19 protein-coding genes are annotated in these 20,969 nt (G+C 65.9%); 10 read left to right on the top strand and 9 right to left on the bottom strand.

What is annotated here, in order from left to right; genetic code table 11:
- Window positions 1–127 precede the first annotated feature (127 nt).
- Both zapE and RZV17_RS01450 read right to left on the bottom strand, forming a co-directional pair.
- Entirely contained in the window at window positions 128–1,222 is a 1,095-nt protein-coding gene (gene zapE / locus RZV17_RS01455; RefSeq protein ID WP_179453411.1) for a cell division protein ZapE, read from the bottom strand.
- Between the two features lie 78 nt (window positions 1,223–1,300).
- Complete coding sequence (locus tag RZV17_RS01450; protein ID WP_184553531.1) at window positions 1,301–1,963, bottom strand: CocE/NonD family hydrolase; 663 nt, start codon at window positions 1,961–1,963, stop codon at window positions 1,301–1,303.
- A gap of 66 nt (window positions 1,964–2,029) precedes the next feature.
- On the opposite strand from RZV17_RS01450, the gene RZV17_RS01445 reads away from it, so the two are divergent.
- On the top strand, window positions 2,030–2,911 hold the full coding sequence (locus tag RZV17_RS01445) for an EamA/RhaT family transporter (RefSeq protein ID WP_355606600.1): 882 nt from the start codon (window positions 2,030–2,032) through the stop codon (window positions 2,909–2,911).
- A 65-nt stretch (window positions 2,912–2,976) separates the two neighbouring features.
- Here RZV17_RS01445 and RZV17_RS01440 read toward each other — a convergent pair whose 3' ends face one another.
- Window positions 2,977–4,302, bottom strand: coding sequence for a GTP-binding protein (locus RZV17_RS01440; protein ID WP_355606597.1), 1,326 nt, complete (start codon window positions 4,300–4,302; stop codon window positions 2,977–2,979).
- A gap of 61 nt (window positions 4,303–4,363) precedes the next feature.
- Between RZV17_RS01440 and RZV17_RS01435 the strand changes: the two genes are divergently transcribed.
- On the top strand, window positions 4,364–4,750 hold the full coding sequence (locus RZV17_RS01435) for a MerC domain-containing protein (protein WP_355606594.1): 387 nt from the start codon (window positions 4,364–4,366) through the stop codon (window positions 4,748–4,750).
- A 42-nt stretch (window positions 4,751–4,792) separates the two neighbouring features.
- Here the strand turns inward: RZV17_RS01435 and RZV17_RS01430 are convergent, their stop codons facing one another.
- Window positions 4,793–6,511: an ExeM/NucH family extracellular endonuclease gene (locus RZV17_RS01430; RefSeq protein WP_355606591.1), complete on the bottom strand. Its 1,719-nt coding sequence runs from the start codon at window positions 6,509–6,511 to the stop codon at window positions 4,793–4,795.
- Between the two features lie 279 nt (window positions 6,512–6,790).
- A complete protein-coding gene (locus tag RZV17_RS01425; protein WP_039412147.1) occupies window positions 6,791–7,309 on the bottom strand; it encodes a cytochrome c5 family protein in 519 nt (172 codons plus the stop codon).
- A gap of 281 nt (window positions 7,310–7,590) precedes the next feature.
- Here RZV17_RS01425 and RZV17_RS01420 point away from each other — a divergent pair, with 281 nt between their 5' ends.
- From RZV17_RS01420 to RZV17_RS01405, 4 genes are read left to right on the top strand one after another with little or no spacing between them, the layout of a single operon-like run.
- A complete protein-coding gene (locus RZV17_RS01420; protein WP_355606588.1) occupies window positions 7,591–8,235 on the top strand; it encodes a DUF4198 domain-containing protein in 645 nt (214 codons plus the stop codon).
- Window positions 8,236–8,260: 25 nt separating this feature from the next.
- Window positions 8,261–8,572 (top strand): DUF3649 domain-containing protein, encoded by a 312-nt coding sequence (locus RZV17_RS01415; protein ID WP_047694447.1) that lies wholly within the window; start codon window positions 8,261–8,263, stop codon window positions 8,570–8,572.
- Window positions 8,569–10,185: a PepSY-associated TM helix domain-containing protein gene (locus tag RZV17_RS01410; protein ID WP_355606585.1), complete on the top strand. Its 1,617-nt coding sequence runs from the start codon at window positions 8,569–8,571 to the stop codon at window positions 10,183–10,185. The genes RZV17_RS01415 and RZV17_RS01410 overlap by 4 nt, the downstream gene beginning before the upstream one ends.
- Window positions 10,182–10,517, top strand: a complete 336-nt coding sequence (locus RZV17_RS01405; protein WP_355606582.1) for a DUF3325 domain-containing protein — start codon at window positions 10,182–10,184, stop codon at window positions 10,515–10,517. The genes RZV17_RS01410 and RZV17_RS01405 overlap by 4 nt, the downstream gene beginning before the upstream one ends.
- 12 nt (window positions 10,518–10,529) lie before the next feature.
- Here the strand turns inward: RZV17_RS01405 and RZV17_RS01400 are convergent, their stop codons facing one another.
- The 3 genes from RZV17_RS01400 to RZV17_RS01390 all read right to left on the bottom strand — a co-directional run bounded on the left by RZV17_RS01400 (window position 10,530) and on the right by RZV17_RS01390 (window position 12,126).
- Entirely contained in the window at window positions 10,530–11,051 is a 522-nt protein-coding gene (locus RZV17_RS01400) for an RES family NAD+ phosphorylase (protein WP_104580206.1), read from the bottom strand.
- Complete coding sequence (locus RZV17_RS01395; protein WP_039406735.1) at window positions 11,048–11,422, bottom strand: hypothetical protein; 375 nt, start codon at window positions 11,420–11,422, stop codon at window positions 11,048–11,050. The genes RZV17_RS01400 and RZV17_RS01395 overlap by 4 nt, the downstream gene beginning before the upstream one ends.
- Window positions 11,423–11,508: 86 nt before the next feature.
- The gene (locus tag RZV17_RS01390) at window positions 11,509–12,126 is read right to left on the bottom strand and encodes a TetR/AcrR family transcriptional regulator (protein ID WP_355606580.1); all 618 of its coding nucleotides are present in this window, start codon (window positions 12,124–12,126) and stop codon (window positions 11,509–11,511) included.
- 128 nt (window positions 12,127–12,254) lie between these two features.
- Here RZV17_RS01390 and RZV17_RS01385 point away from each other — a divergent pair, with 128 nt between their 5' ends.
- The 4 genes from RZV17_RS01385 to RZV17_RS01370 all read left to right on the top strand — a co-directional run bounded on the left by RZV17_RS01385 (window position 12,255) and on the right by RZV17_RS01370 (window position 19,438).
- Complete coding sequence (locus RZV17_RS01385) at window positions 12,255–13,418, top strand: isovaleryl-CoA dehydrogenase (RefSeq protein ID WP_355606577.1); 1,164 nt, start codon at window positions 12,255–12,257, stop codon at window positions 13,416–13,418.
- Window positions 13,419–13,428: 10 nt separating this feature from the next.
- A complete protein-coding gene (locus RZV17_RS01380) occupies window positions 13,429–15,039 on the top strand; it encodes a carboxyl transferase domain-containing protein (protein WP_355606573.1) in 1,611 nt (536 codons plus the stop codon).
- 184 nt (window positions 15,040–15,223) lie between these two features.
- Window positions 15,224–17,251 (top strand): acetyl/propionyl/methylcrotonyl-CoA carboxylase subunit alpha, encoded by a 2,028-nt coding sequence (locus tag RZV17_RS01375; RefSeq protein WP_355606570.1) that lies wholly within the window; start codon window positions 15,224–15,226, stop codon window positions 17,249–17,251.
- Between the two features lie 99 nt (window positions 17,252–17,350).
- Window positions 17,351–19,438, top strand: coding sequence for a S9 family peptidase (locus RZV17_RS01370; protein WP_355606567.1), 2,088 nt, complete (start codon window positions 17,351–17,353; stop codon window positions 19,436–19,438).
- Window positions 19,439–19,733: 295 nt separating this feature from the next.
- Here RZV17_RS01370 and RZV17_RS01365 read toward each other — a convergent pair whose 3' ends face one another.
- Window positions 19,734–20,930 carry a putative peptide maturation dehydrogenase gene (locus tag RZV17_RS01365; RefSeq protein WP_184368780.1) on the bottom strand — a complete coding sequence of 399 codons (1,197 nt, stop codon included), beginning with the start codon at window positions 20,928–20,930 and terminating at the stop codon, window positions 19,734–19,736.
- Window positions 20,931–20,969 lie beyond the last annotated feature (39 nt).

Below are 20,969 nucleotides of genomic sequence, written 5' to 3'. Positions count from 1 at the left end.
CTTCACTCGAAGGGAGGCATCGTCCCTGGTGTAAGACCTGCCGGCTGTGACGCCGGCAGCGGCAAGAGCCTGGCAGCGACGCAACCGGCGCAACGCTCCTGTGGCCTGCGCTTGTCACGCCATCAACTCACGCCCGATGCGCCGTTGCCAGGTAGTCCGCGCTCTGCATCTCGATCAGGCGCGAAGCGGTGCGCTCGAATGCGCCGGCCAGGCGCTGGCCGCTGTACAGGTCTGGCGGCGCGTCCTGCGCGGTGCAGACCAGATTGACGTGGCGGTCGTACAACTCGTCGATCAGGTTGACGAAGCGACGCGCGGCGTCTTCATTGATGCGGTCGAAGTGCGGGATGCCGCCAAGCAACACGGTGGTGAATTCGCGCGCGATCTCGATGTAGTCGCTGGGTCCGCGCGGGCCTTCGCACAGTGCGGCAAAGTCGAACCAGGCGATGCTCTTGCCACGCGCGCGCACCGGGATTTTGCGCGATTCGATTTCGATATTGCCCGCGCGCGCCTCGGCATTGCCGCTCAACTCGCCCCAACGTTGCGCAAGCCAGTCGTCGGCCTGCGCGTCCAGCGGCGCGCGGTACACCGGCGAGCGCGTCAGTGCGCGCATGCGGTAATCCTCGGTGCCTTCTGCATAGAGCTCTACGCAGAACTTCTGCAGCAACCCGATCGCCGGCATGAAGCTGTCGCGCTGCAATCCATTGGCATAGAGATTTTCCGGCGCGGTGTTGGAGGTAGTCACCAGCGTCACGCCTTCGGCGAACAGGCGCTCGAGCAGGCGCGCCAGCAACATCGCATCGCCGATGTCGGTGACGAAGAATTCGTCCAGCACCAGCACGCGCAGGTTTTCGCGCCATTGCTGGGCAATCTTGGCCAGTGGATCGCTTTGCCCGGCGTGCTCGCGTAGCTGCTCGTGCACGCCGCGCATGAAGCGGTGGAAATGGGTACGGTACTTCTGCTTGATCGGCAGGCCGTCGTAGAACAGATCGACCAGAAACGTCTTGCCGCGGCCGACTCCGCCCCAGAAATACAGGCCGCGCACCGGCTCGGGTTTCTTCCAGAAGGCCGAAAGCCGGTCCAGCCAACCATCCTGCGCGCTGTCCACCAGCGCCTCGTGGATACGGTCCAGTTCCGCCAGGGCCGCCTGCTGGGCAGGGTCGGCGCGCCAGTCGCCACGTTGTACGCCGGCGGCGTAGCGCTGCGACGGGGTCATCTCACTCATTGCGTTCTCCGCGGACCGGCTGCTGCCCTGCCCGCTCAACGGCGCATCGCCAGGCGATACGCGTGGTCCATGCCGCGGTCAGACGGCGGCCGGCAGCCAGCGCCGGACACCATGCTGGATCGCACCGCGCAGGTCGATCAATTTGCGGTGGAAGAAGTGGCTGGTGTCGGGCATGCGCACCAGCTCGGGCTGCTGCTCCAGCGTGTCCAGCCAGTCGTACACCGCCTGCGGGTCGACGATTTCGTCGGCATCGCCCTGGATCACCAGCCACTGCGCCGGCGGCTGCATGTCACTGAAATCCCAGCGCCCCGCCGGCGGTGCGATCGAGATCAACGCCTGCGGCGCCAGCGCTCCGGCGGCGCGCAACGACACATACGCGCCGAAGCTGAAACCGGCCAGCCACAGCGTGTCGTCCGGCCGCTGCGCGCGTACCCACTCGGCCACTGCGCGCAGGTCGTCCTGCTCGCCATCGCCATGATCGAACACACCGGCTGAAGTACCGACGCTGCGGAAATTGAAACGCACCACGGTGATGCCGAGCTCGCGCAGCGCGCGTGCGGCCATGGTGACGACCTTGTTGTGCATGCTGCCGCCCTCGGTGGAGAGCGGGTGGCAGACGATGGCGGTGACCGGTTGCATGGCCACGTCCGCGTCGGGCAGATCCACCGCGACATCGAGCGGACCGACAGGCCCGCCCAGCGTCAGCGCTGCGGATTCGGTGGGGAATGGGGGATTGGACATGGCCTCATAATAGCCGCCCCGCTGGCCGCGTTCATCGCCCTGCCTGCACACTTCGTTGCGTTGCCCATGCATTTTCTGTTGTTTGCCGTCATTTGCAGTGTCCTGGTGTCGGTGTTGTTGAAGCTCGCACCGCGTCGCGACATCGACGTCTTTCAGGCCATCACCTGGAACTACGCCACCGCCAGCGTGCTGGCCGTGGGACTGCTCGAACCGTCGTTTGCCAGCCTGCATGCACCCGGCACGCCGTGGCTCGCGCTGCTAGGGCTGGCAGTCGCGTTGCCAGGCATTTTCCTGGTGTTGGCGCGCTCGGTGCGGGTGGCCGGAATCGTGCGTACCGATGTGGCCCAGCGGCTGTCGTTGCTGCTGTCGCTTGCAGCCGCATTCACGGTATTCGGCGAGCACGCCGGGGTCTGGAAACTGGCAGGCCTGGGCATCGGCGTGTTGGCCATCGTCGGCATCGTGCAGCGCCCGCGCGCAGCGCCTGCGGTCGAGCCTGTGTCGGAACCGCTGGTGCAGGCACGCGCGTGGCCGTGGCTACTGGGCGTCTGGGCCGGTTTTGCGCTGATCGATGTGTTGCTCAAGACCATCGCGCTGTCGGGCACGCCCTCGCTCACTGCATTGACGCTGTGCTTTGCCCTCGCCTTTGCGCTGCTGCTGTGCGCGCAGGTGTTGCGCGTGCGACGTGGTCATCGCCTGCACCTGCCCAGCATCGCCGCCGGCTTGCTGCTGGGCGTGCTCAACTTCGGCAACATCCTGTTCTACGTGCGTGCGCATCAACACCTGGCGCATAGCCCTGCCACGGTGTTTGCGGCAATGAACATCGGTGTGGTGGTGCTCGGCGCGCTGGTCGGCATGCTGGCCTTTGGCGAACGCACCACACGCTGGACCCGCGTGGGCCTGGCATTGGCGGTGGTGGCGATCGCACTGATCGCGTGGGGATCACGCTGACGCAGCGCGTCGTGGCCTTATGACGTGCACGACGGCCGTGCGCGTCATGCGTCAGCACGCCGGGCTTAGCGCTCCCAGTGCGGAAACGGGTCATCCAGCAGCTGCCAGTGTGCCGGACCCTGGCGCAGCTCCTGGTCGCTGAGCAGGCAGGCATCCAGCGCCGCGCGTGTGCGCGGTGCATCCATGTCCACGCCGATCACCGCCAGCTCCTGGCGGCGATCGCCCCACAGCGGGTGCCAGAGCCGCTGCATGGCGGCATATTCGTTGGGGTCCCCCACTTCGTGCAGTTGCGGCAGCGGCGCGCTCCAGCAGTGCGTCTGTTGCCGCTGCCAGCCGATATCGGTGTAGGGCAGCGGGGTGATGCTGGTTTGCTGTGGCTGGCCGATCGCCTGCGCATCCACGCGATGGCGTGCGGCAAACCAGAAGCCCGCCGCAGTGGTCTGGGTGGCGCCACCGACGCTGGACAATTCGCCCACCCAGTCCATACGGCTGGCCAGCCAGAAGAATCCCTTGCTGCGAATCACCTGCGGCAGACCGCTGCCGACCATGCGCGCAAAGCGCTGCGGGTGGAACGGCCGACGTGCGCGATACACGAAACTGCTGATGCCGTACTGCTCGGTTTCCGGCGTGTGCTGGCCGCGCAGTTCCTGCATCCAGCCCGGTGCCAGCTGCGCGCGGGTGAAGTCGAAGCGCCGGGTATCGAGCAGCTGCTGCAAGGGCACATTGCCATGGGCCGCATCCACGATCGCCGCCTCGCGATTGAGCGCACGCAGCACCGCACGCAGGCGCTGCAACTGCGCCGGGTCGATGCGGTCGCACTTGCTGATCACCAGCACGTCGGCGAACTCCACCTGCTCGCCGAGCAATTGCACCAGCCCGCGCGTGTCGTCCGGGCCGGCCTGCTGCCCCAGTTCGGCCAGGGTGGCGGCCGAGCCGAAGTCCTGCAGAAAACGGCTGCCATCCACCACGGTCACCATGGTGTCCAGACGGGCGATATCCGACAGGCTGAAGCCGTCGGCGTCGCGTACCGCAAAGGTGGCCGCCACCGGCATGGGCTCGGCGATGCCGGTCGATTCGATCAGCAGGTAGTCGTAGCCGCCGTGTTCGGCCAACCGCCGCACTTCCTGCAGCAGATCGTCGCGCAGGGTGCAGCAGATGCAGCCATTGCTGAATTCCACCAGCGTCTCTTCGGTGCGCCGCAGGGCCGCGCCGCCGTCGCGTACCAGCTGCGCATCGATGTTGATCTCGCTCATGTCGTTGACGATCACCGCCACACGCAGGCCCTCGCGGTTATGCAGGATGCGATTGAGCAAGGTGGTCTTGCCGGCGCCCAGGAAGCCGGACAGCACGGTGACGGGCAGACGCGAATCACGCTTGGGGGACAGGGACATCCTGACGGCCTGGCTGAGATGAAGTGTTACTATATAACACTTTGCCGACAGGACACCGTAGATGCGCGCCACCGCTTCCCTGCTGGACAGCTCGGCCATCGCCTTGTCCGGGCTGTGCCTGCTGCATTGCCTTGCCCTGCCGCTGTTGGCCGCCGCGCTGCCACTGCTGGGAGCCTGGAGCCGGGCCGAATGGGTGCATGTGGTGTTTGCCACGGCGGCGGTACCGCTCAGCGGCTACGCGTTGTGGAGCACCCACCGCCGGCACGCGCTGCCGCCACTGGTGTGGGTGTTGGCGATCTGCGGGCTGACCGGGCTGGTGCTCGGCGCGAGCGGCCTGGCCGGCGGCGCCTGGGAAACACCGATCACCGTCGTCGGCAGCCTGCTGCTGGCAAGCACCCACCTGGTGAATCTGCGGCTGCGGCGCCGACACGGAAACTGCGCGCGCTAGCGGCAGGAGCGATCACCGCGCCACATCGATCCCCGCCCTGCGCTACAGCGAGAAGCCCAGCAATACCGGGTCGTGATCGGAGCTGCGCCATGGGCCGGGCAGATTGCGCTTGGCATAGCCGGCCTCGTCCATCGCATCGGCATTGATGTGCCATTCAACCGCGCCGCGCAGCTGCTTGGCCATGGCCGGGCTGAGCAACGCGTGGTCCAGGCGTCCGCTCATGCCGTCGTAGACGTAGCTGTAAGGCTGTTTCACCCCGGCTACCGCAAACGCGTCCTGCCAACCGCTGGCGCGCAGGCTGCGCATCGGCGTTTCCATCGCGTAGGCGTTGAAGTCGCCCAGCAGCACGGCCAGCCTGGTCTGCGCGCCGGTGGGGTCGGTCTGCAGCCATTGATGCAGGCGTTTGGCCGATTCGGTGCGGGTGGCGTTCCAGCAGGCCTGGCCGTCCTGCTGGTCGGCATCGGCGCCGCTGGCGGAGCCGCAGCCCTTGGATTTGAAGTGATTGGCGACCACCACGAAGGTCGCCCCGCGCGTGCTGCGGAACGCCTGCGCCAGCGGCACGCGGCTGTGGTTCTCGAACGGCCCGCCGGTCAGCGTGGCCGGCTTGCCCACCGGGGTCACCTGCGAGCTGCGATACACGATGCCGACCCGGATCGCGTCATCGCCCGGACCGCTGCCGGTATCGACGAACTGCCAGTCCTTGTCCTTGCCGGCGGCGTTGAGCGCAGCCACCAGTTGCGCCACGGCCGTATCGGCGCCGCTGCCGTCGTTTTCCAGCTCCATCAGCGCGGCCACGTCGGCGCGCAAGGGCACGATGGTGGCGACCAGCTTGGCCAGCTGCGCCTGGAACTGTTCGTGCGTGCGTGCGCCGCGCTTGGTCGGAAAGCCGCCACCGCGGCCATTGCCGTTGAAGAAATTCTCCAGGTTGAACGAGGCGATGCGCAGGTCGCCACCTACCTGCGGCGCCGCCGCGGTGGGCATGGCCGGCACGGCCAGCGGCGTGAGCACCTGGATGCGGTACCGGCCGTCGTAGCGTTGATCGACGATGCCATCGACCGATTTGAGCAGGCTGCCGCTGCGCAACGCCGCATCGGCCGGCAGGTAGGACACCTGCTTGGGGCTGCGCCCGTTGCGGACATCGTCCAGCAACACGCGGCGACGCGCGTTATCGGCCTCCACCTGGGCGAAGGCCGGGGTGCCGGCCGCCGCCACTTCGCTCGGCTGCCACAGCCGCCCACCGAACGCGGCGACCAGCTCGCCGTCGGCGTCCAGGCGATCGCTGCCGTTGAGCGTCAGCGCGGCGATGCGCACGTGCTCGCCTTCCAGCGCTTCCCAGTTGGCCGGTGGCCCGCTGAGCATGCGCACCGGCACCGGCTGGCCGCTGGCAAGCCGCTCGATACTGCTGGCCTCCAGCGTGGTCAGACTCGCTTCGCCACCTGCCGAGACCTCGCGCACCGTGCCGACGATGCGCACGCGGTCGCCCACCGCGACCTCGGCATTGCCCGCACCGGTGACGAACAGCCCATGCGAGCGCCGCGGCTCGACGCCCGGCTGCTGCACGAACAGGCCGGCCAGGCCCGCCCGCGTGTCAGCCGTGACGATGCCTTCCACCTCGACCGCCCGGCCATCGTACGGGCTGCGGGTGTCCTCGCCCTGCACGTCGGCAATCGAGAGCCGCTGCGCGGCACCGTCTGCAGCGCTGCAAAGCAGTGGCGCCAATAGACCGGCCAGACCGAGCACAAGCAGCGGGCGATGCGACATCGAACGACTCCAGATGGGATGGATCAAACGCAAACGCCGCCCGGAAGGCGGCGCGAGGGGTGAAGCGCGGGAACAGGCTAACAAACCGCAGTGAAGTGCCGCCAGGCGTGTTCTTTACGGGACACGCGATGCGACCAGTGTGCTGCATCGACACTCCGCTGCGCTTGCCCGCACCAGGGTCTGCAGGCGACGCATCCGATCAAGCAAGGGACAACGCTGGCGATTGGCGGTGCAGGGCCGACAACGGCACACCACGCCCCGCGATGCCCCACAGCGACCTTACTTCAGATTGCCCAGCATCCAGTCCACCGTTGCACGCACCTGTTCTTCGGTCAGCGCCGGGTTGCCGCCCTTGGGCGGCATGATGCCGCCATCCGGGCCGGTGTAGCCCTCGATCGCGTGCTTGTACAAGGTGTCCTTGCCTTGGGCAATACGAGCATCCCAGTGCGAGTGGTCCAGCGTCGGCGCCTTGCCTACGCCGGTGGTGTGGCAGGCGGTGCACAGGTTGTCGAAGATGGTCTTGCCGTCGGTGGTACCACCGTAGGCCGACTGCGATGAGGCCTTGGCCAGCGCTGCCGCCTGGGCGGCTGCCTGCGCTGCCGCACCGGTGGTACCGGCATAGACCGCGCCGGCCGGCGCGATGCGCTGCTGCACGCGTTTGGCGGCAGTCGGCGAGACCTCGTCGGGAATGGCCCGTTGCAAATACGCTGCCAGGGCGATCAGGCCCAGGGTGATCACTACCAGTAATCCGATCACCATCGAGAATTTTTTCAGGAACTCGAGGTCGTAATTCCGCACGCGCTCACCCCTGGCTGTTGGTCGAAGACCTCTGCTAGCGCCGGAGTATAGAGCACAGTTCCTGCCAGTCTGACCAGCGTGCGTGACAGTGATTGCAGCCAATGTGCAGCCTGCCCCACCCGGAGATGGTTCCTGCGCACGGGCACGCTCGCGCCTGCCAGCAAATTGCCGCAATGCCGCATGGCGCGTTGGTCTGGTCCGACGGAATTGCGTATCATTCCCATCAATCCACGGGGACGCGCCTGCCGCCTCGCCCGGTCCCGTTACCAGGAGTCGCCCCGATGAAATCCTTCCTGCTGTCCTGCCTGGCCTTGGCCAGCCTCAGTCTGTCCGCCCAGGCCCACGAAATCTGGATCGAACGCGATGGCAGCGGCCCGGTGCGCATCTTCTTCGGCGAGCCGGCGCAGGAAACGCTCGATCACGGCCAGGACGAGATCAAGCGCGTGGTCAAGCCGACCGTGTTCGGTACTGCCGGCAAGGCCGGTGCACTGCAACGCGGCAGCGAGTTCCTGACTGCACCTCTGTCTGGCGCGGGCGATGCCTGGTTGAGCGACGACGGCGTGTTCGAGCCGTGGAAGGGTGAAGCCGGCGGCTTCGAGACCGTGAGCTATTACGCCCGTGCCGGCCGCGCGACCCCGTCGGCCAAGCTGGATCTGGAACTGGTGCCCACCACCGCCAACGGCAGCACGCTCACGGTGCTGTATCGCAACAAGCCGCTGCCCAAGGCCGAGGTCACCGTGATCGACCCGCAGAAGTGGCAGAAGACGCTGACCTCCGACGCCAAGGGCCAGGTCACCCTGCCCAAGCTGCGCCCCGGTCGCCACATCCTGGTAGTGAACAACAAGGAGCCGGTCAAGCGCGAGATCGCCGGCAAGCAGGTGACGCTGGTGCACCACATCAGCACGCTGACCTTCGTCGCCGAATGAACCGGCCACCTCCAACGCTTGCCTGATGTCCAGCGCCCCACACCTGTCGCTTCCCTGGTTCAGGCGCCCGTGGCTGGGCGTGCTGGCGCGCACGTTGGCCGCGATTGTTGGCGGTTATGCGCTGGCCAGCGCCACCAACCTGTTGCTGGCCCTGGTCCTGCCGATGCCGCGCAGTGAAGCGGTGTTGACCAGCATGCTGGTCGGCATCGTGGTATGCGCCTGCGCGCCGCTGTGGGCATTTGCCACCGCCAGCGTGTGGCGGGCCTGGGCGGGAATCGCGGTCCCGGCGGCGCTGATGTTCGCGCTGGCGGCCTGGCTGCAGCGGGGAGCGGCATGAAGCAGGGGTTTCGCCAGTCGATGGCATGGCTGCATACCTGGACCGGCCTGCTGGTCGGCTGGGTGCTGCTACTGATCTTCATGGGCGGCACCGCCAGTTACTACCGCGATGAAATCAGCCGCTGGATGCGCCCGGAACTGCCCACCACCACGGTGAGCAGCGAGGCCGCCGTCCGCAGCGCCGAGCAGTATCTGCAGACACATGCAGCAGACGCAGTGAGCTGGAACATCACCTTGCCGGACGCGCGGACGCCGGTGGTCAGCATGTACTGGCAGAACCCGGCGCCGGCCGACGGCAAACCGGCCAGCCGCCGCGAGATGTACGGCAACGCCATCATCGACCCGGCCACCGGCAAGGAGATCGCCGCGCGCGACACGCTGGGCGGCGACTTCTTCTACCGGCTGCACTTCGACCTGCATTACCTGCCGGTGATGTGGGCACGCTACATCGTCGGGTTCTGCGCGATGTTCATGCTGGTGGCCATCATCAGCGGCGTGATCACGCACAAGAAGATCTTCAAGGACTTTTTCACGTTCCGCCCGGGCAAGGGCCTGCGCTCGTGGCTGGACTTCCATAACGTCAGCGCAGTGACCGCGCTGCCATACCACGCGATGATCACCTATACCGGCATCGTGACCTTGATGTTCATGTACCTGCCGTGGGGCATCAAGGCACGCTACGCCAGCGACGAGATGCGCTTTTACGACGAGTCGGCCAACCGCGTGGCCGACACCCGGCAGGCGGCCGGCACGCCGGCGCACATGCTGCCGCTGGAACAGTTTGTGGTGCGCGCCCGCAGCGACCTGCGCGGGGGCGAGATCGGCAACGTGGCGGTGTCGCTGCCCAACGATGCGCATGCGGCAGTCGGCGTCAGCCAACTGGCCGCGCAGCTGTCCAGCACCGCGCCCTCCATCCTGTACGACGGCCTCACCGGCACGCGCCTGCAGCGCAGCGGCGTGCCCGGCGGCGCGAGCGAAACGCGCGGGGTGATGGTGGGGCTGCACATCGCGCACTTTGCCAGTCCGTGGCTGCGGGTGCTGTTTTTTGCTTCCGGCCTGCTTGGCTGCCTGATGGTGGCCAGCGGCGTGGTGATGTGGGCGGTGAAGGAACGCCCCAAGCACCTGAAGGCTGGACGCATCGGGTTTGGATTGCGCCTGGTGGACGCGCTCAACATCGGCACCGTGGCCGGGCTGCCGATCGCCTTTGCCAGCTTCTTCTGGGCAAACCGGTTGTTGCCGGTGGCGCTGGAAGCGCGCGCAGCGATGGAAGCGAACCTGTTCTTTGCCGCCTGGGCCAGCGCGTTGTTGGCTGCGTTCGTCTGGCCGCGCCGCGCAATGTGGAGCTGGCAGCTGTACCTGGGCGGCGCCCTGTTTGCGCTGGTGCCGCTGCTCAACGCAATCACCACCGATGTGCATCTGGGCGTGACGCTGCCGTCCGGCCAATGGATGCTGGCCGGCGTCGATCTGGTCTGCCTGGGCCTGGGTATCTGCCTGGGCATTGCCGGCTGGCGCTTGCAGCACTGGAAAGCGCCGCAATCCGCGGCTGCCCGACGTGCGCGTGCCACGGTCGCCGCCCCGGCGCAAAACAGCGTACCGCTGCAGGAAAGTGCATGAGCGTGATGCTGTTGCTGGCGTTGAATTTTTCCGGCTTCGCGGCGCTGTGCCTGGCGATGGAAAAACACCAGCACGAGCTGCGTGGCCGCAGCCTGGGCACTGCGCGCACGCGGCAGTTGCGCAGCATCGGCTGGCTGTTGCTGCTGCTCGCCTTTGGCCTGGCGGTCCGCGCGCAGGGGTGGGGCATCGGCCCGGTGCTGTGGCTGGGAACGCTGACTGCCACCGCGGCGGTGCTGGCACTGTGGCTGCTGCCCTATCGGCGTGGCGCGGTGCTGCCGGCCGCCATCGCCGTGCCGGTGCTGGCTGGCGCCGCGCACCTGCTGATGGGCTGAGACCGCGGCGGATCATGGCGGAGGATCGCCCCAGCTGCGGCCATCGCGTGGCAGCCGGCCATCGTCGAGCACCCGCAGCACCTGCTCGGGCTGCAGCATGTCCAGGAACAGCACCACGTTGATCCCGTCCGGCGCTGCCAGGCTGGGAAAGATCACCCCGGGAATCTGCGCCTCACGCAGCAGGTCGCCAAGCACCCAGCTCACCGGCTCGACCTTGGTGACCAGGGCCTTGCGCCAGTCGTCGGTCCAGTCGGCCCAGAGCGCGTCCCAGCTGGCATCGAGCAGGCGCAAATCGGCCAGCGCCGGCAACTCGGCCGCGTAGCTGACCAGCGTGAACGGCGGCAGGAACGGGGCGGCCTGTGCGTATTCGGCCGCCGCCGTGTCCAGTTGCAGCGACAGGTACAGCGCCGGCTGACCGAAACGATTGAAGCGCCCGCCCGAGCGCGCCGCACCGGCACCACTCAGCGGTTCGGCGGCCCAGCGCGGAGTGAAGGCGCGATACAGCGTGCAGTGCGCCGGAGCGCTCAGCTTCAACCGGCGGCCCCCGAGGCGACGGTACGCAGATAGGTCAACGCATCGTCGGTGCGTCCCTGCTTGACCACCTCCAGCAGGGTGGCGAACTCGAAGACGGGGATCGGGGTGTTTTTCAGATGGAACACCACCTGGTGTTCGTCCGGCTGGATCTGCGCCATCGCCACCAGCAGCCGCGAGAGATTGCGCAACACCTCCTGCACGCGCGGGCTTTCCGGATGCACGCGCAGGCTGTTGCGATGCACGCCGGCCAGCTCGGCCAGCTCCTGCTGCGACAGTTCCAGCAGGCCGGCCATGGCTGCCGGCGAAAGAATGGTGCGGTCGGGCGCGCGCAACCGCTCGGTCAGGGAGAGGGGATTGAGGACGGCGACCATGGGTGTGCTCGGGCAGGTGACGTGCACAGTATATGCACAGCAATCAGCATCCATCCAGCACGACGGGATGCACGGTCAGCGCGGTGTCAGACCTTCCTGGTCGCCCCTACCGCACGCAGGCAGAAGCCGCTGATCGCTTCCACCAGCTGTTCGCCTTGCTGCGGGTCGCCGCGACTGGGCGCGATCGGCCCGACCAGGGCCTCGGTGAAGGCGCCCACGATGCAGGCTGCTGCGGCATCCAGTGACTGTTCGGGAAATTCTCCGGCGGCCACGCCTTCGGCCAACAACTGCCGGAACACCTCGCCGAACAGGCGACGGCCGCGGATGCGCTCGGCATCCACTTCGCCTTCCACCGGCTCGGCGATGAACGCGTATGCCAGCGCCGGACCGGCCAGCGCGCGTCGCACGAAAGTGGCGATGGCGGTGCGCAGGCGCTCGGCCGCACTGGCATCGGTGGCGGCAATGGCGCGCAGGATGGTCATCTCACGCTGCACCGCCGCATTTAAAACTTCAACGAAAAGCTCGGCCTTGGACGGGAAATGCCGATAAATCTGCCCGGTTGATACGCCAGCGGCTGCCGCCACCGCGGTGATCGGGGCGTTGCGGTAGCCGCCCTCGGCGATCAGCGCGCGGGCCGCGTGCAGGATGCGTTCGCGGTTGCCGGCCAGGCGTTCTTCCATCAGGGCGGAGCGTCGATAAGCCATGGTGTGATTCTGGGTTCAATAGTTGAATTTTAGTTCACTTTTTTGCCGGGGACCGCTAGGCTGCCTGCTTACGCCGCGCGGCCCGCCCGCCCCCACCCGGCACGTCCCGATCCCTGTGGAGTTGCTCCATGCATGTGCCGTCCTTGAATTTCGAGCTTGGCGAAGAGATCGATCTGCTGCGCGAAAGCGTTGCGGCGTTCGCCAGCCACCATATCGCCCCGCTCGCCGCGGCGGCCGATCACGACAATGTCTTTCCGTCGCAACTGTGGCGCCTGTTCGGTGAGCAAGGCCTGCTGGGGCTGACTGTGGAAGAAGAATACGGCGGCAGCGGCATGGGCTACCTGGCGCATGTGGTGGCGATGGAAGAGATCTCGCGGGCCGGGGGGGCCATCGGCCTGTCGTACGGCGCGCATTCCAACCTGTGCCTCAACCAGCTGCGCAAGAACGCAACGCCCGGGCAGAAGCAGCGTTATCTGCCCAAGCTGTGCACGGGCGAGCATGTGGGCGCGCTGGCGATGAGCGAGGCCGGCTCCGGCTCGGACGTGGTGTCGATGAAGCTGCGAGCGGACGCGCGCGGCGACCGCTACGTGCTCAACGGCAGCAAGATGTGGATCACCAACGGTCCCGACGCCGACGTGCTGGTGGTCTACGCCAAGACCGACCCGGACGCCGGCGCGCGCGGCATCACCGCCTTCATCGTCGAAAAGGGCATGCCGGGCTTTTCCACCGCGCAGAAGCTCGACAAGCTGGGCATGCGCGGCTCCAACACCTGCGAGCTGGTGTTCACCGATTGCGAAGTGCCGGCCGAGAACGTGCTCGGCACCCTCAACGGTGGCGTACGCGTGCTGATGTCCGGGCTGGATTTCGAACGCGTTGTGTTGGCCGGTGGCCCACTGGGCCTCATGGCGGCGGCGATGGACGTGGTGCTGCCCTACGTGCATGAGCGTAAGCAGTTTGGCGAGCCGATCGGCACCTTCCAGTTGATGCGGGCCAAGCTGGCCGACATGTACGTCGGGCTCAATGCCTGCCGCGCGTATGTCTATGCGGTGGCACGTGCTTGCGATGCCGGGCGCACCACGCGCCAGGACGCGGCCGGCGCCATCCTGTATGCCGCCGAGAAGGCCACCTGGCTGACCGGCCAGGCGATCCAGGTGCTGGGCGGCAATGGCTACATCAACGACTACCCCACCGGACGCTTGTGGCGCGACGCCAAGTTGTACGAGATTGGCGCGGGGACCTCGGAGATCCGGCGCATGCTGATCGGCCGCGAACTGTTCGAACGCACCGCCTGACGGAGCCCTCATGAGCGTGATCACCAGCCAGCTGCAGATCAGTGGCGAGAGTTTCCAGGCCAACGCGGCGGCAACGCGCGTGGTGGTCGATGATTTGCGCCGCACCCTGGCGCAGACCGCGCTTGGCGGCAACGAGGCGGCGCGGGCAAAGCACACCGCACGGGGCAAGCTGCTGGTACGCGACCGGATCGATGCGCTGCTGGATCCGGGCAGCGCCCTGCTGGAGATCGCACCGCTCGCCGCGCACGGCATGTACGACGACCAGGTGCCGTGTGCCGGCGTGGTGGCCGGTATCGGCCGCGTGTCTGGCGTTGAATGCGTGATCGTGGCCAACGATGCCACCGTCAAGGGCGGCACCTACTACCCGATGACGGTGAAGAAGCATCTGCGCGCGCAGGACATCGCGCAGCAGAACCGCTTGCCATGCATCTATCTGGTCGATTCCGGCGGCGCGTTCTTGCCGCTGCAGGATGAAGTATTCCCCGATCGCGACCACTTCGGGCGCATCTTCTACAACCAGGCCAACCTGTCGGCCCACGGCATTCCGCAGATCGCCTGCGTGATGGGCTCCTGTACGGCCGGCGGTGCGTACGTGCCGGCAATGAGCGATGAGACGGTGATCGTGCGCGAGCAGGGCACCATCTTTCTCGGCGGCCCGCCGTTGGTGAAAGCGGCCACCGGCGAAGAAGTCACTGCCGAAGCGCTTGGTGGTGCCGATGTGCATACGCGCATCTCCGGGGTGGCCGATCATTTTGCCGACAACGATCTGCAGGCACTGGCACGCGTCCGCGCCATCATCGCGCAGCTCAACTGGCGCAAACCGCCTGCTTCCCTGGCACTGCAAACGCCGGTGCCGCCGCGGTATGCCGCCGACGAGCTGTATGGCGTGATTCCTGCCGACACGCGCAAGCCGTTCGACGTGCGCGACGTGATCGCACGCATCGTCGACGACTCACGCCTGGACGAATTCAAGCCGCGCTATGGCAGCACCCTGGTGACCGGCTTTGCGCATCTGCATGGCTACCCGGTGGGCATCATCGCCAACAACGGCATCCTGTTTTCCGAGTCCGCGCTCAAGGGCGCGCACTTCATCGAGCTGTGCACACAACGCGGCATTCCGCTGGTGTTCCTGCAGAACATCACCGGCTTCATGGTCGGGCGCAAGTACGAACACGGTGGCATCGCCAAGGACGGCGCCAAGCTGGTGATGGCGGTGGCCTGCGCCAAGGTACCCAAGTTCACCGTGGTGATCGGCGGCTCGTTCGGTGCCGGAAACTACGGCATGTGCGGCCGCGCGTATTCGCCGAACTTTCTGTGGATGTGGCCGAACGCGCGCATTGGCGTCATGGGCGGCGAGCAGGCCGCCAGCGTGTTGGCGACGGTGCGCCGCGACGGCATCGAGGCCAAGGGCGGGACATGGTCGGGCGAAGAAGAAGACGCGTTCAAGGCGCCGATCCGCGCGCAGTTCGAACAGCAAGGCCACCCCTACTACGCCAGCGCACGCCTGTGGGACGACGGCATCATCGACCCGGCCGATACCCGGCGCGTACTGGGCCTGGGCTTGTCGGCAGCCCTGAACGCGCCGATCGAACCCACGCGCTTTGGCGTGTTCCGCATGTGAGCACGACCGTTGGCCAGCGTTGCATGTGCCATCGTGTGCGTCTACGTGCGCTGCGGTCAAACACAGCGCAACCCCTGCCGGCAGCTTGGAACACAGACATCGCAATGGCTGAGCGCAGCACGACATCCACCTGCGCTCATGCGCGCGACCACCGCCACGATGGCGATGTGCAGAGACCGACCCGATGACACAGCACGACCCCGTCGCCACCGCAGCGCAACGCCCCTTCGACAAGATCCTGATCGCCAATCGCGGCGAGATCGCCTGCCGGGTGATCGCCACCTGTCGCACGCTCGGCATCGCCACGGTGGCCGTGTATTCGGATGCCGATCGTGATGCGCGGCATGTGCGCCTGGCCGATGAAGCGGTGCATCTGGGTCCGGCGCCTGCGCAGCAGAGTTATCTGCGTGGCGAGGCGATCCTGGAGGCAGCGCGCCTCACCAGTGCGCAGGCGATCCACCCGGGCTACGGATTCCTCTCGGAAAACGCGGTCTTTGCCGACGCCTGCGCGCAGGCCGGCATCGTGTTCATCGGGCCCCCGGCTGCAGCGATCCGCGCGATGGGCGACAAGAGCGCGGCCAAGGCATTGATGCAACGCGCCGGCGTGCCGCTGACGCCGGGCTACCACGGCGACGAACAGGCACCGGCGTTCCTGCGTGCGCAGGCCGATGCGATTGGCTACCCGGTGCTGATCAAGGCCAGCGCCGGTGGTGGTGGCAAGGGCATGCGCCGGGTCGATGCCAGCGCCGCATTCGAGGATGCATTGGCCAGCTGCCAGCGCGAAGCGCAGTCGGCGTTCGGCAATGCCCATGTGCTGGTGGAAAAATATGTCGAGCGCCCGCGCCATATCGAGATCCAGGTCTTCGGCGATACCCATGGCGAGGTGGTGTACCTGTTCGAGCGCGACTGCTCGGTACAGCGCCGCCATCAGAAGGTATTGGAAGAAGCGCCCGCGCCCGGCATGACCGAGGAGCGCCGCGCAGCGATGGGCAAGGCAGCGGTCGATGCCGCACGCGCCGTGGGTTACGTGGGCGCGGGAACGGTGGAATTCATCGCCGGGCCGGAGGGCGATTTCTATTTCATGGAAATGAACACCCGGCTGCAGGTGGAGCACCCGGTGACGGAATTGATCACCTGCACCGATCTGGTCGAGTGGCAATTGCAGGTTGCCGCAGGCGCACCGCTGCCGCGCCGCCAGCACGAGTTGCGCATCCACGGGCATGCGCTGGAAGCGCGCCTGTATGCCGAAGATGCCGAGCGCGGCTTCCTGCCCTCCACGGGCACCTTGCGCCAGCTGCAGTTGCCTGCCACCAGCGCGCACGTGCGCATCGATGCGGGCGTGGAGCAAGGCGACAGCATCAGCCCCTACTACGACCCGATGATCGCCAAGCTCATCGTCTGGGATGTCGACCGCCCTGCGGCACTGGCACGCATGCAGGCTGCGCTGGCACAGGTTCATGCGGTAGGCGTCACCACCAATAGCGCATTTCTGGCACGCCTGATCCGCACCCACGCGTTCGCATCGGCCGATCTGGATACCGGGCTGATCGAGCGCGAACACGCTGCGCTGTTTGCCGACGCCACCGTCCCCGAGAATGCCTGGTGGTGCCTGGCTGCGGTCACGATCGCCGAGGCAGCGCTGCAGCCTGCGCCGGATCCTGCCGATCCGTTCTCGCCGTGGCAGACCGCCGACGGCTGGCGAATCGGCGCACATGCGGCGCGCAGCGTGCAGCTGGAGGCAGCGGGCGAACATCGCACGCTGGGCGTGCGTCGGCTCACCGATGGCTGGCAGGTCACTCATGCCGGCCAGACGCATCGCCTGCGCCACCACTCCCACGACCATGACGTACGCGTGGACATGGATGGCCGGCAGTGGCGTGCGCAGCTTCTGCGCGACGGCAATACGGTGACCGTGATCGGCTCCACGCAGCGCGCGATGTTCCGCCACCACGATGCGCTGGAGAATGCGGACCAGCCCGCGCACGAGGCCGGCGGCCTGACGGCACCGATGCCCGGGCGCATCGTGTCGCTGGCGGCGGCGGTGGGCCAGCCGGTCACCCGCGGGCAGGCGCTGGTGGTGCTGGAAGCGATGAAGATGGAGCACACCCTGCACGCGCCCGGCGACGGCATGGTCAAGGCCTACCTGGTGGCCGAGGGCGATCTGGTGGCCGACGGTGTCGCCCTGGTGGAATTTGTGTCCGCATCTGCGTAGTGCCGCATGGGCGCGTGACCAACGGCACGTCCGCTGGCGCAGGCGCTGCCCCTAGCGTGGGCACTCGGCCGCACTGGCCGTCTACCCACCGGAGGCTTCATGCAACGTTTGCTCCTTGCTTCCAGCATGCTGCTGGCGCTGTCTGCCTGCAGCGACAAGACCGCTCCCGCACCCGACAAGGCCACGCCGCCAGCATCCGCCGCAGCGGCAGCGCCCACGGCGCCCCCTGAACTGATCACCCGCGAGGCGCTGTTCGGCAATCCCGAGCGCGCCAATGTCAGCATCAGCCCGGACGGCAAGTATCTCAGTTGGGTCGCACCGCTGGATGGCGTACTCAATGTCTGGGTGGCGCCAGTGGATGCACCGGACCAGGCGCGCGCCATCACCAAGGACACTGCGCGCGGCATCCGCTCCTATTTCTGGACCTACCAATCCAACACGCTGCTGTATCTGCGCGACACCGGCGGCGATGAAGACTTCCATCTGTTCTCGGTCAACCTGACCGATGGCAGCAGCAAGGACCTGACCCCGTTCAAGAAGACCAATGCCGAGGTGTACCGCGTCAGCGCGCAGCATCCGGACACCATCATGGTCGGCATGAACGACCGCGACGCCAAGTGGCACGACCTGTACCGGGTGGAGCTGGCCTCGGGCAAGCGCACCCTGGTGCAGAAGAACACCGACAGCCTGGACTCCTATCTGCTGGATGGAAACTTCCAGCTGCGTTACGCCACGCGTGCCACCGACGACGCCGGCCGGGAACTGCTGGTGCCCGATGGCAAGGGCTGGAAGCCTGTGGACCGCATTCCATTCGAAGATGTCACCAACACCTTGCCCGACGGGCTGACCGACGACGGCAAGACGCTCTACATGCAGGATTCGCGCAATCGCGATACCGCCGCCCTGTACGCCATCGACACCGCCAGCAACGCACGCACACTGTTGTTCGAAAGCCCGCGCGCCGACGTCGGTGCCACCTTGAACGACCCCAGGACCGGCGTGGTGCAGGCGGTATCGACCGACTACCTGCGCGAAGAGTGGAAGGCGTTGGATACCGGCATTGCGGCAGACCTGCAGAAACTCAAATCCCTGGGCGCAGGCGATGCCAGCGTTGCCGCACGTACGCTCGACGACCGCATCTGGATCGTCGGCTATTCGGCAGCAGAAACGCCACTGACTTACTACCGCTACGATCGCGCCGATGGCGGCAAGCTGACCAAGCTGTTCTCCGCACGGCCTGCGCTGGAGGGCAAGCCGCTGGTACCGATGTGGCCGCAGGAACTGACTGCACGCGACGGCCTCAAGTTGGTCAGCTACCTCACCCTGCCCGCTGAAGCCGACGCCAATCACGACGGAAAGGCCGACAAGCCGGTACCGCTGGTGCTGTTCGTGCATGGTGGCCCGTGGGCACGCGACAGCTACGGCTATGGCAGGTTCCAGCAATGGATGGCCAATCGCGGCTACGCAGTGCTTTCGGTCAATTTCCGCGGCTCCACCGGCTTCGGCAAGGCCTTCATCAATGCCGGTAATGGCGAATGGGCAGCTAAGATGCACGACGATCTTTTGGATGGCGTGCAATGGGCGGTCAAGCAGGGTGTGACTACGCCCGACCAAGTCGCCATCCTTGGGGTCAGCTATGGTGGCTACGCCACGCTGGTTGGCCTGACCTTCACCCCCGATGTCTTCAAATGCGGTGTGGATCTGGTCGGTCCCGTCAACCTCAACACGCTGCTCGGCACCATACCGCCGTATTGGGCAGGCCAGTACAAGCAGTTCACCAAGCGCATGGGCGACCCGGCTACCACCGCAGGCAAGCAATGGCTGACCGAGCGCTCACCGCTCACGCATGTCGACAAGATCAGCAAGCCGTTGTTGATCGGCCAGGGCGCCAACGACCCGCGCGTCAAGCAGGCCGAGAGCGACCAGATCGTCAACGCGATGAAGGCCAAGAACATTCCGGTGACCTACGTGTTGTTCCCCGACGAAGGCCACGGCTTCCAGCGTCCAGAAAATATCAAGGCATTCAGCGCGGTTACCGAAGGTTTCCTGAGCCAGTGCCTGGGCGGCCGCGCGCAACCGATCGGCGCAGACTTCGACGGCTCCAGCATCACCGTCCCGGAGGGAGCAGACAAGATCAACGGCCTGCCCGATGCGTTGAAGACACATACGCAGGCGATTCGGCAGTAGGGCGCAACGCTATAGGAGTGCAGCAAACCTAAGCTGCACTGACATCCGATCCGAAAGAGGCCGGCAAGGATTACGCCGGCCTTCTTCGTAACACTTACCAATTAGAAGATGCCGTATGTGTCTTTAAAACGTCGCTCTTGCAGCCTTGTAACGCATTGGCATCAGACGTCATCGTGCAAGACTATCGCTGCATCACTTGAAAAGTCAGTAGCGCACCCGTAGTCACCGAGCAGAGGATGGCTCCCGGAGACTATCTTCTTCGATGGAAAAGCCGACCGAAGCCGCCACATCTTCGTCAATTGTCTTGGTAGTGTTGAGCTCCCACCTCCGGAAGTCGCCATATCACGCCTTCCGGATCCAGCTCGGCGGTTTCCATCCGCTTTCCACGCAGGCCAAAACCACAAATGGCCATTACGCCTTGTACGGTAGGATCCAGCGAAAAAGCCCGTTCCAAATGCTTCTCGTTGATAGCACCAGTGATGAAAGCGCCCAAGCCGAGATCTGTTGCGGCAAGATAGAGCGTCTGAGAGAGATGCCCAGCCTCCATTGCTACCACCCGGTATCCCTTTGCATGCTGACGGTACTTCCAGAAGGTGCGATCGAAACGGGGGACGAGGGCGATCAGTACATGTGCGTCGGCAAACCAATGTTGCTGACCAACACATTCCATCACGAAGTCCCGTGTGAGCTTTTTTGCATCAGGAACAGCGGCCAACGCGTGTGTGTCTGATCGATAGTGATAGAGCCCGGGATCGACGCCCTCCACATCCTGAACGATAACGTAGGCATCAATTGGATGCAGGCCTCCGCCTGAAGGCACACTTTTCTTGAGAAAAACCAGATCAGCGCCGACGCGCATTTGGGCCTGGGTTGCGAACACGCGCTGCATCACATGTGAAAACTGCTCCAGGGTCAGGGCCTGGGCAGTATCAAAGTTTCGACACGTCACGCGACGGCTCAGCAAAACGTCAAACTCCGTAGCGCTGGAGTGTGGCAGCTCAAAAAGCTGCACATCCTCGGCCAAAGCCGTGAACTCCGGCGGGGGTATACCGAGCACCTCCCGCATCTGCAGTGCTGTTTCCGTTCCGGAATCGCGCATATTTTTTACAGCATCCACGCCATCCCAGCGGGTGAAGGCATGCAGAGTGGCACCAAGTGGATGCCAGTGCGCGGCACGTAAGCGTGCATCACGCAGAGCAGATGGACTCGTTTCGTCGGCACGCTCCAACGCCAAACCCGCCTTCAACAGGCTTTGGATGACTGAAACGTGCACATCGAGCGATGCGCTGTCGACCCATTCGGTTGGGCTAAGCACGCCCAGCAATTTCAATTCACACGGTGTAACCTTCAGCGCCTCTTCCAAATGAGGGGCTAAGGCGAACCACACCATCTGGCGACGCAATCCATTGCCACCTGTGAGAAGCGCTCGCAATTCGAATTCCACAGTCTCGCGAGGCTCCAGCATCACCACGCTACAGCGCCTTACCTGCATCCGCCCTTCCTCCTGCTCACGTATACCTCGCGCGTGTCT

The sequence above is a fragment of the Xanthomonas cannabis genome, assembly GCF_040616535.1.
In the GTDB taxonomy this organism is placed as follows: domain Bacteria; phylum Pseudomonadota; class Gammaproteobacteria; order Xanthomonadales; family Xanthomonadaceae; genus Xanthomonas; species Xanthomonas cannabis.
The sequence above is the reverse complement of the archived record's forward strand: the minus strand, read 5'-3'. Positions and strand labels throughout refer to the sequence as shown.

Excerpts from the sequence above, each read along its gene's own strand:
- zapE (WP_179453411.1), bottom strand. The coding sequence starts at position 1,222 with ATGAGTGAGATGACCCCGTCGCAGCGCTACGCCGCCGGCGTACAACGT.
- RZV17_RS01450 (WP_184553531.1), bottom strand. The coding sequence starts at position 1,963 with ATGTCCAATCCCCCATTCCCCACCGAATCCGCAGCGCTGACGCTGGGC.
- RZV17_RS01445 (WP_355606600.1), top strand. The coding sequence starts at position 2,030 with ATGCATTTTCTGTTGTTTGCCGTCATTTGCAGTGTCCTGGTGTCGGTG.
- RZV17_RS01440 (WP_355606597.1), bottom strand. The coding sequence starts at position 4,302 with ATGTCCCTGTCCCCCAAGCGTGATTCGCGTCTGCCCGTCACCGTGCTG.
- RZV17_RS01435 (WP_355606594.1), top strand. The coding sequence starts at position 4,364 with ATGCGCGCCACCGCTTCCCTGCTGGACAGCTCGGCCATCGCCTTGTCC.
- RZV17_RS01430 (WP_355606591.1), bottom strand. The coding sequence starts at position 6,511 with ATGTCGCATCGCCCGCTGCTTGTGCTCGGTCTGGCCGGTCTATTGGCG.
- RZV17_RS01420 (WP_355606588.1), top strand. The coding sequence starts at position 7,591 with ATGAAATCCTTCCTGCTGTCCTGCCTGGCCTTGGCCAGCCTCAGTCTG.
- RZV17_RS01415 (WP_047694447.1), top strand. The coding sequence starts at position 8,261 with ATGTCCAGCGCCCCACACCTGTCGCTTCCCTGGTTCAGGCGCCCGTGG.
- RZV17_RS01410 (WP_355606585.1), top strand. The coding sequence starts at position 8,569 with ATGAAGCAGGGGTTTCGCCAGTCGATGGCATGGCTGCATACCTGGACC.
- RZV17_RS01405 (WP_355606582.1), top strand. The coding sequence starts at position 10,182 with ATGAGCGTGATGCTGTTGCTGGCGTTGAATTTTTCCGGCTTCGCGGCG.
- RZV17_RS01395 (WP_039406735.1), bottom strand. The coding sequence starts at position 11,422 with ATGGTCGCCGTCCTCAATCCCCTCTCCCTGACCGAGCGGTTGCGCGCG.
- RZV17_RS01390 (WP_355606580.1), bottom strand. The coding sequence starts at position 12,126 with ATGGCTTATCGACGCTCCGCCCTGATGGAAGAACGCCTGGCCGGCAAC.
- RZV17_RS01385 (WP_355606577.1), top strand. The coding sequence starts at position 12,255 with ATGCATGTGCCGTCCTTGAATTTCGAGCTTGGCGAAGAGATCGATCTG.
- RZV17_RS01380 (WP_355606573.1), top strand. The coding sequence starts at position 13,429 with ATGAGCGTGATCACCAGCCAGCTGCAGATCAGTGGCGAGAGTTTCCAG.
- RZV17_RS01375 (WP_355606570.1), top strand. The coding sequence starts at position 15,224 with ATGACACAGCACGACCCCGTCGCCACCGCAGCGCAACGCCCCTTCGAC.
- RZV17_RS01370 (WP_355606567.1), top strand. The coding sequence starts at position 17,351 with ATGCAACGTTTGCTCCTTGCTTCCAGCATGCTGCTGGCGCTGTCTGCC.
- RZV17_RS01365 (WP_184368780.1), bottom strand. The coding sequence starts at position 20,930 with ATGCAGGTAAGGCGCTGTAGCGTGGTGATGCTGGAGCCTCGCGAGACT.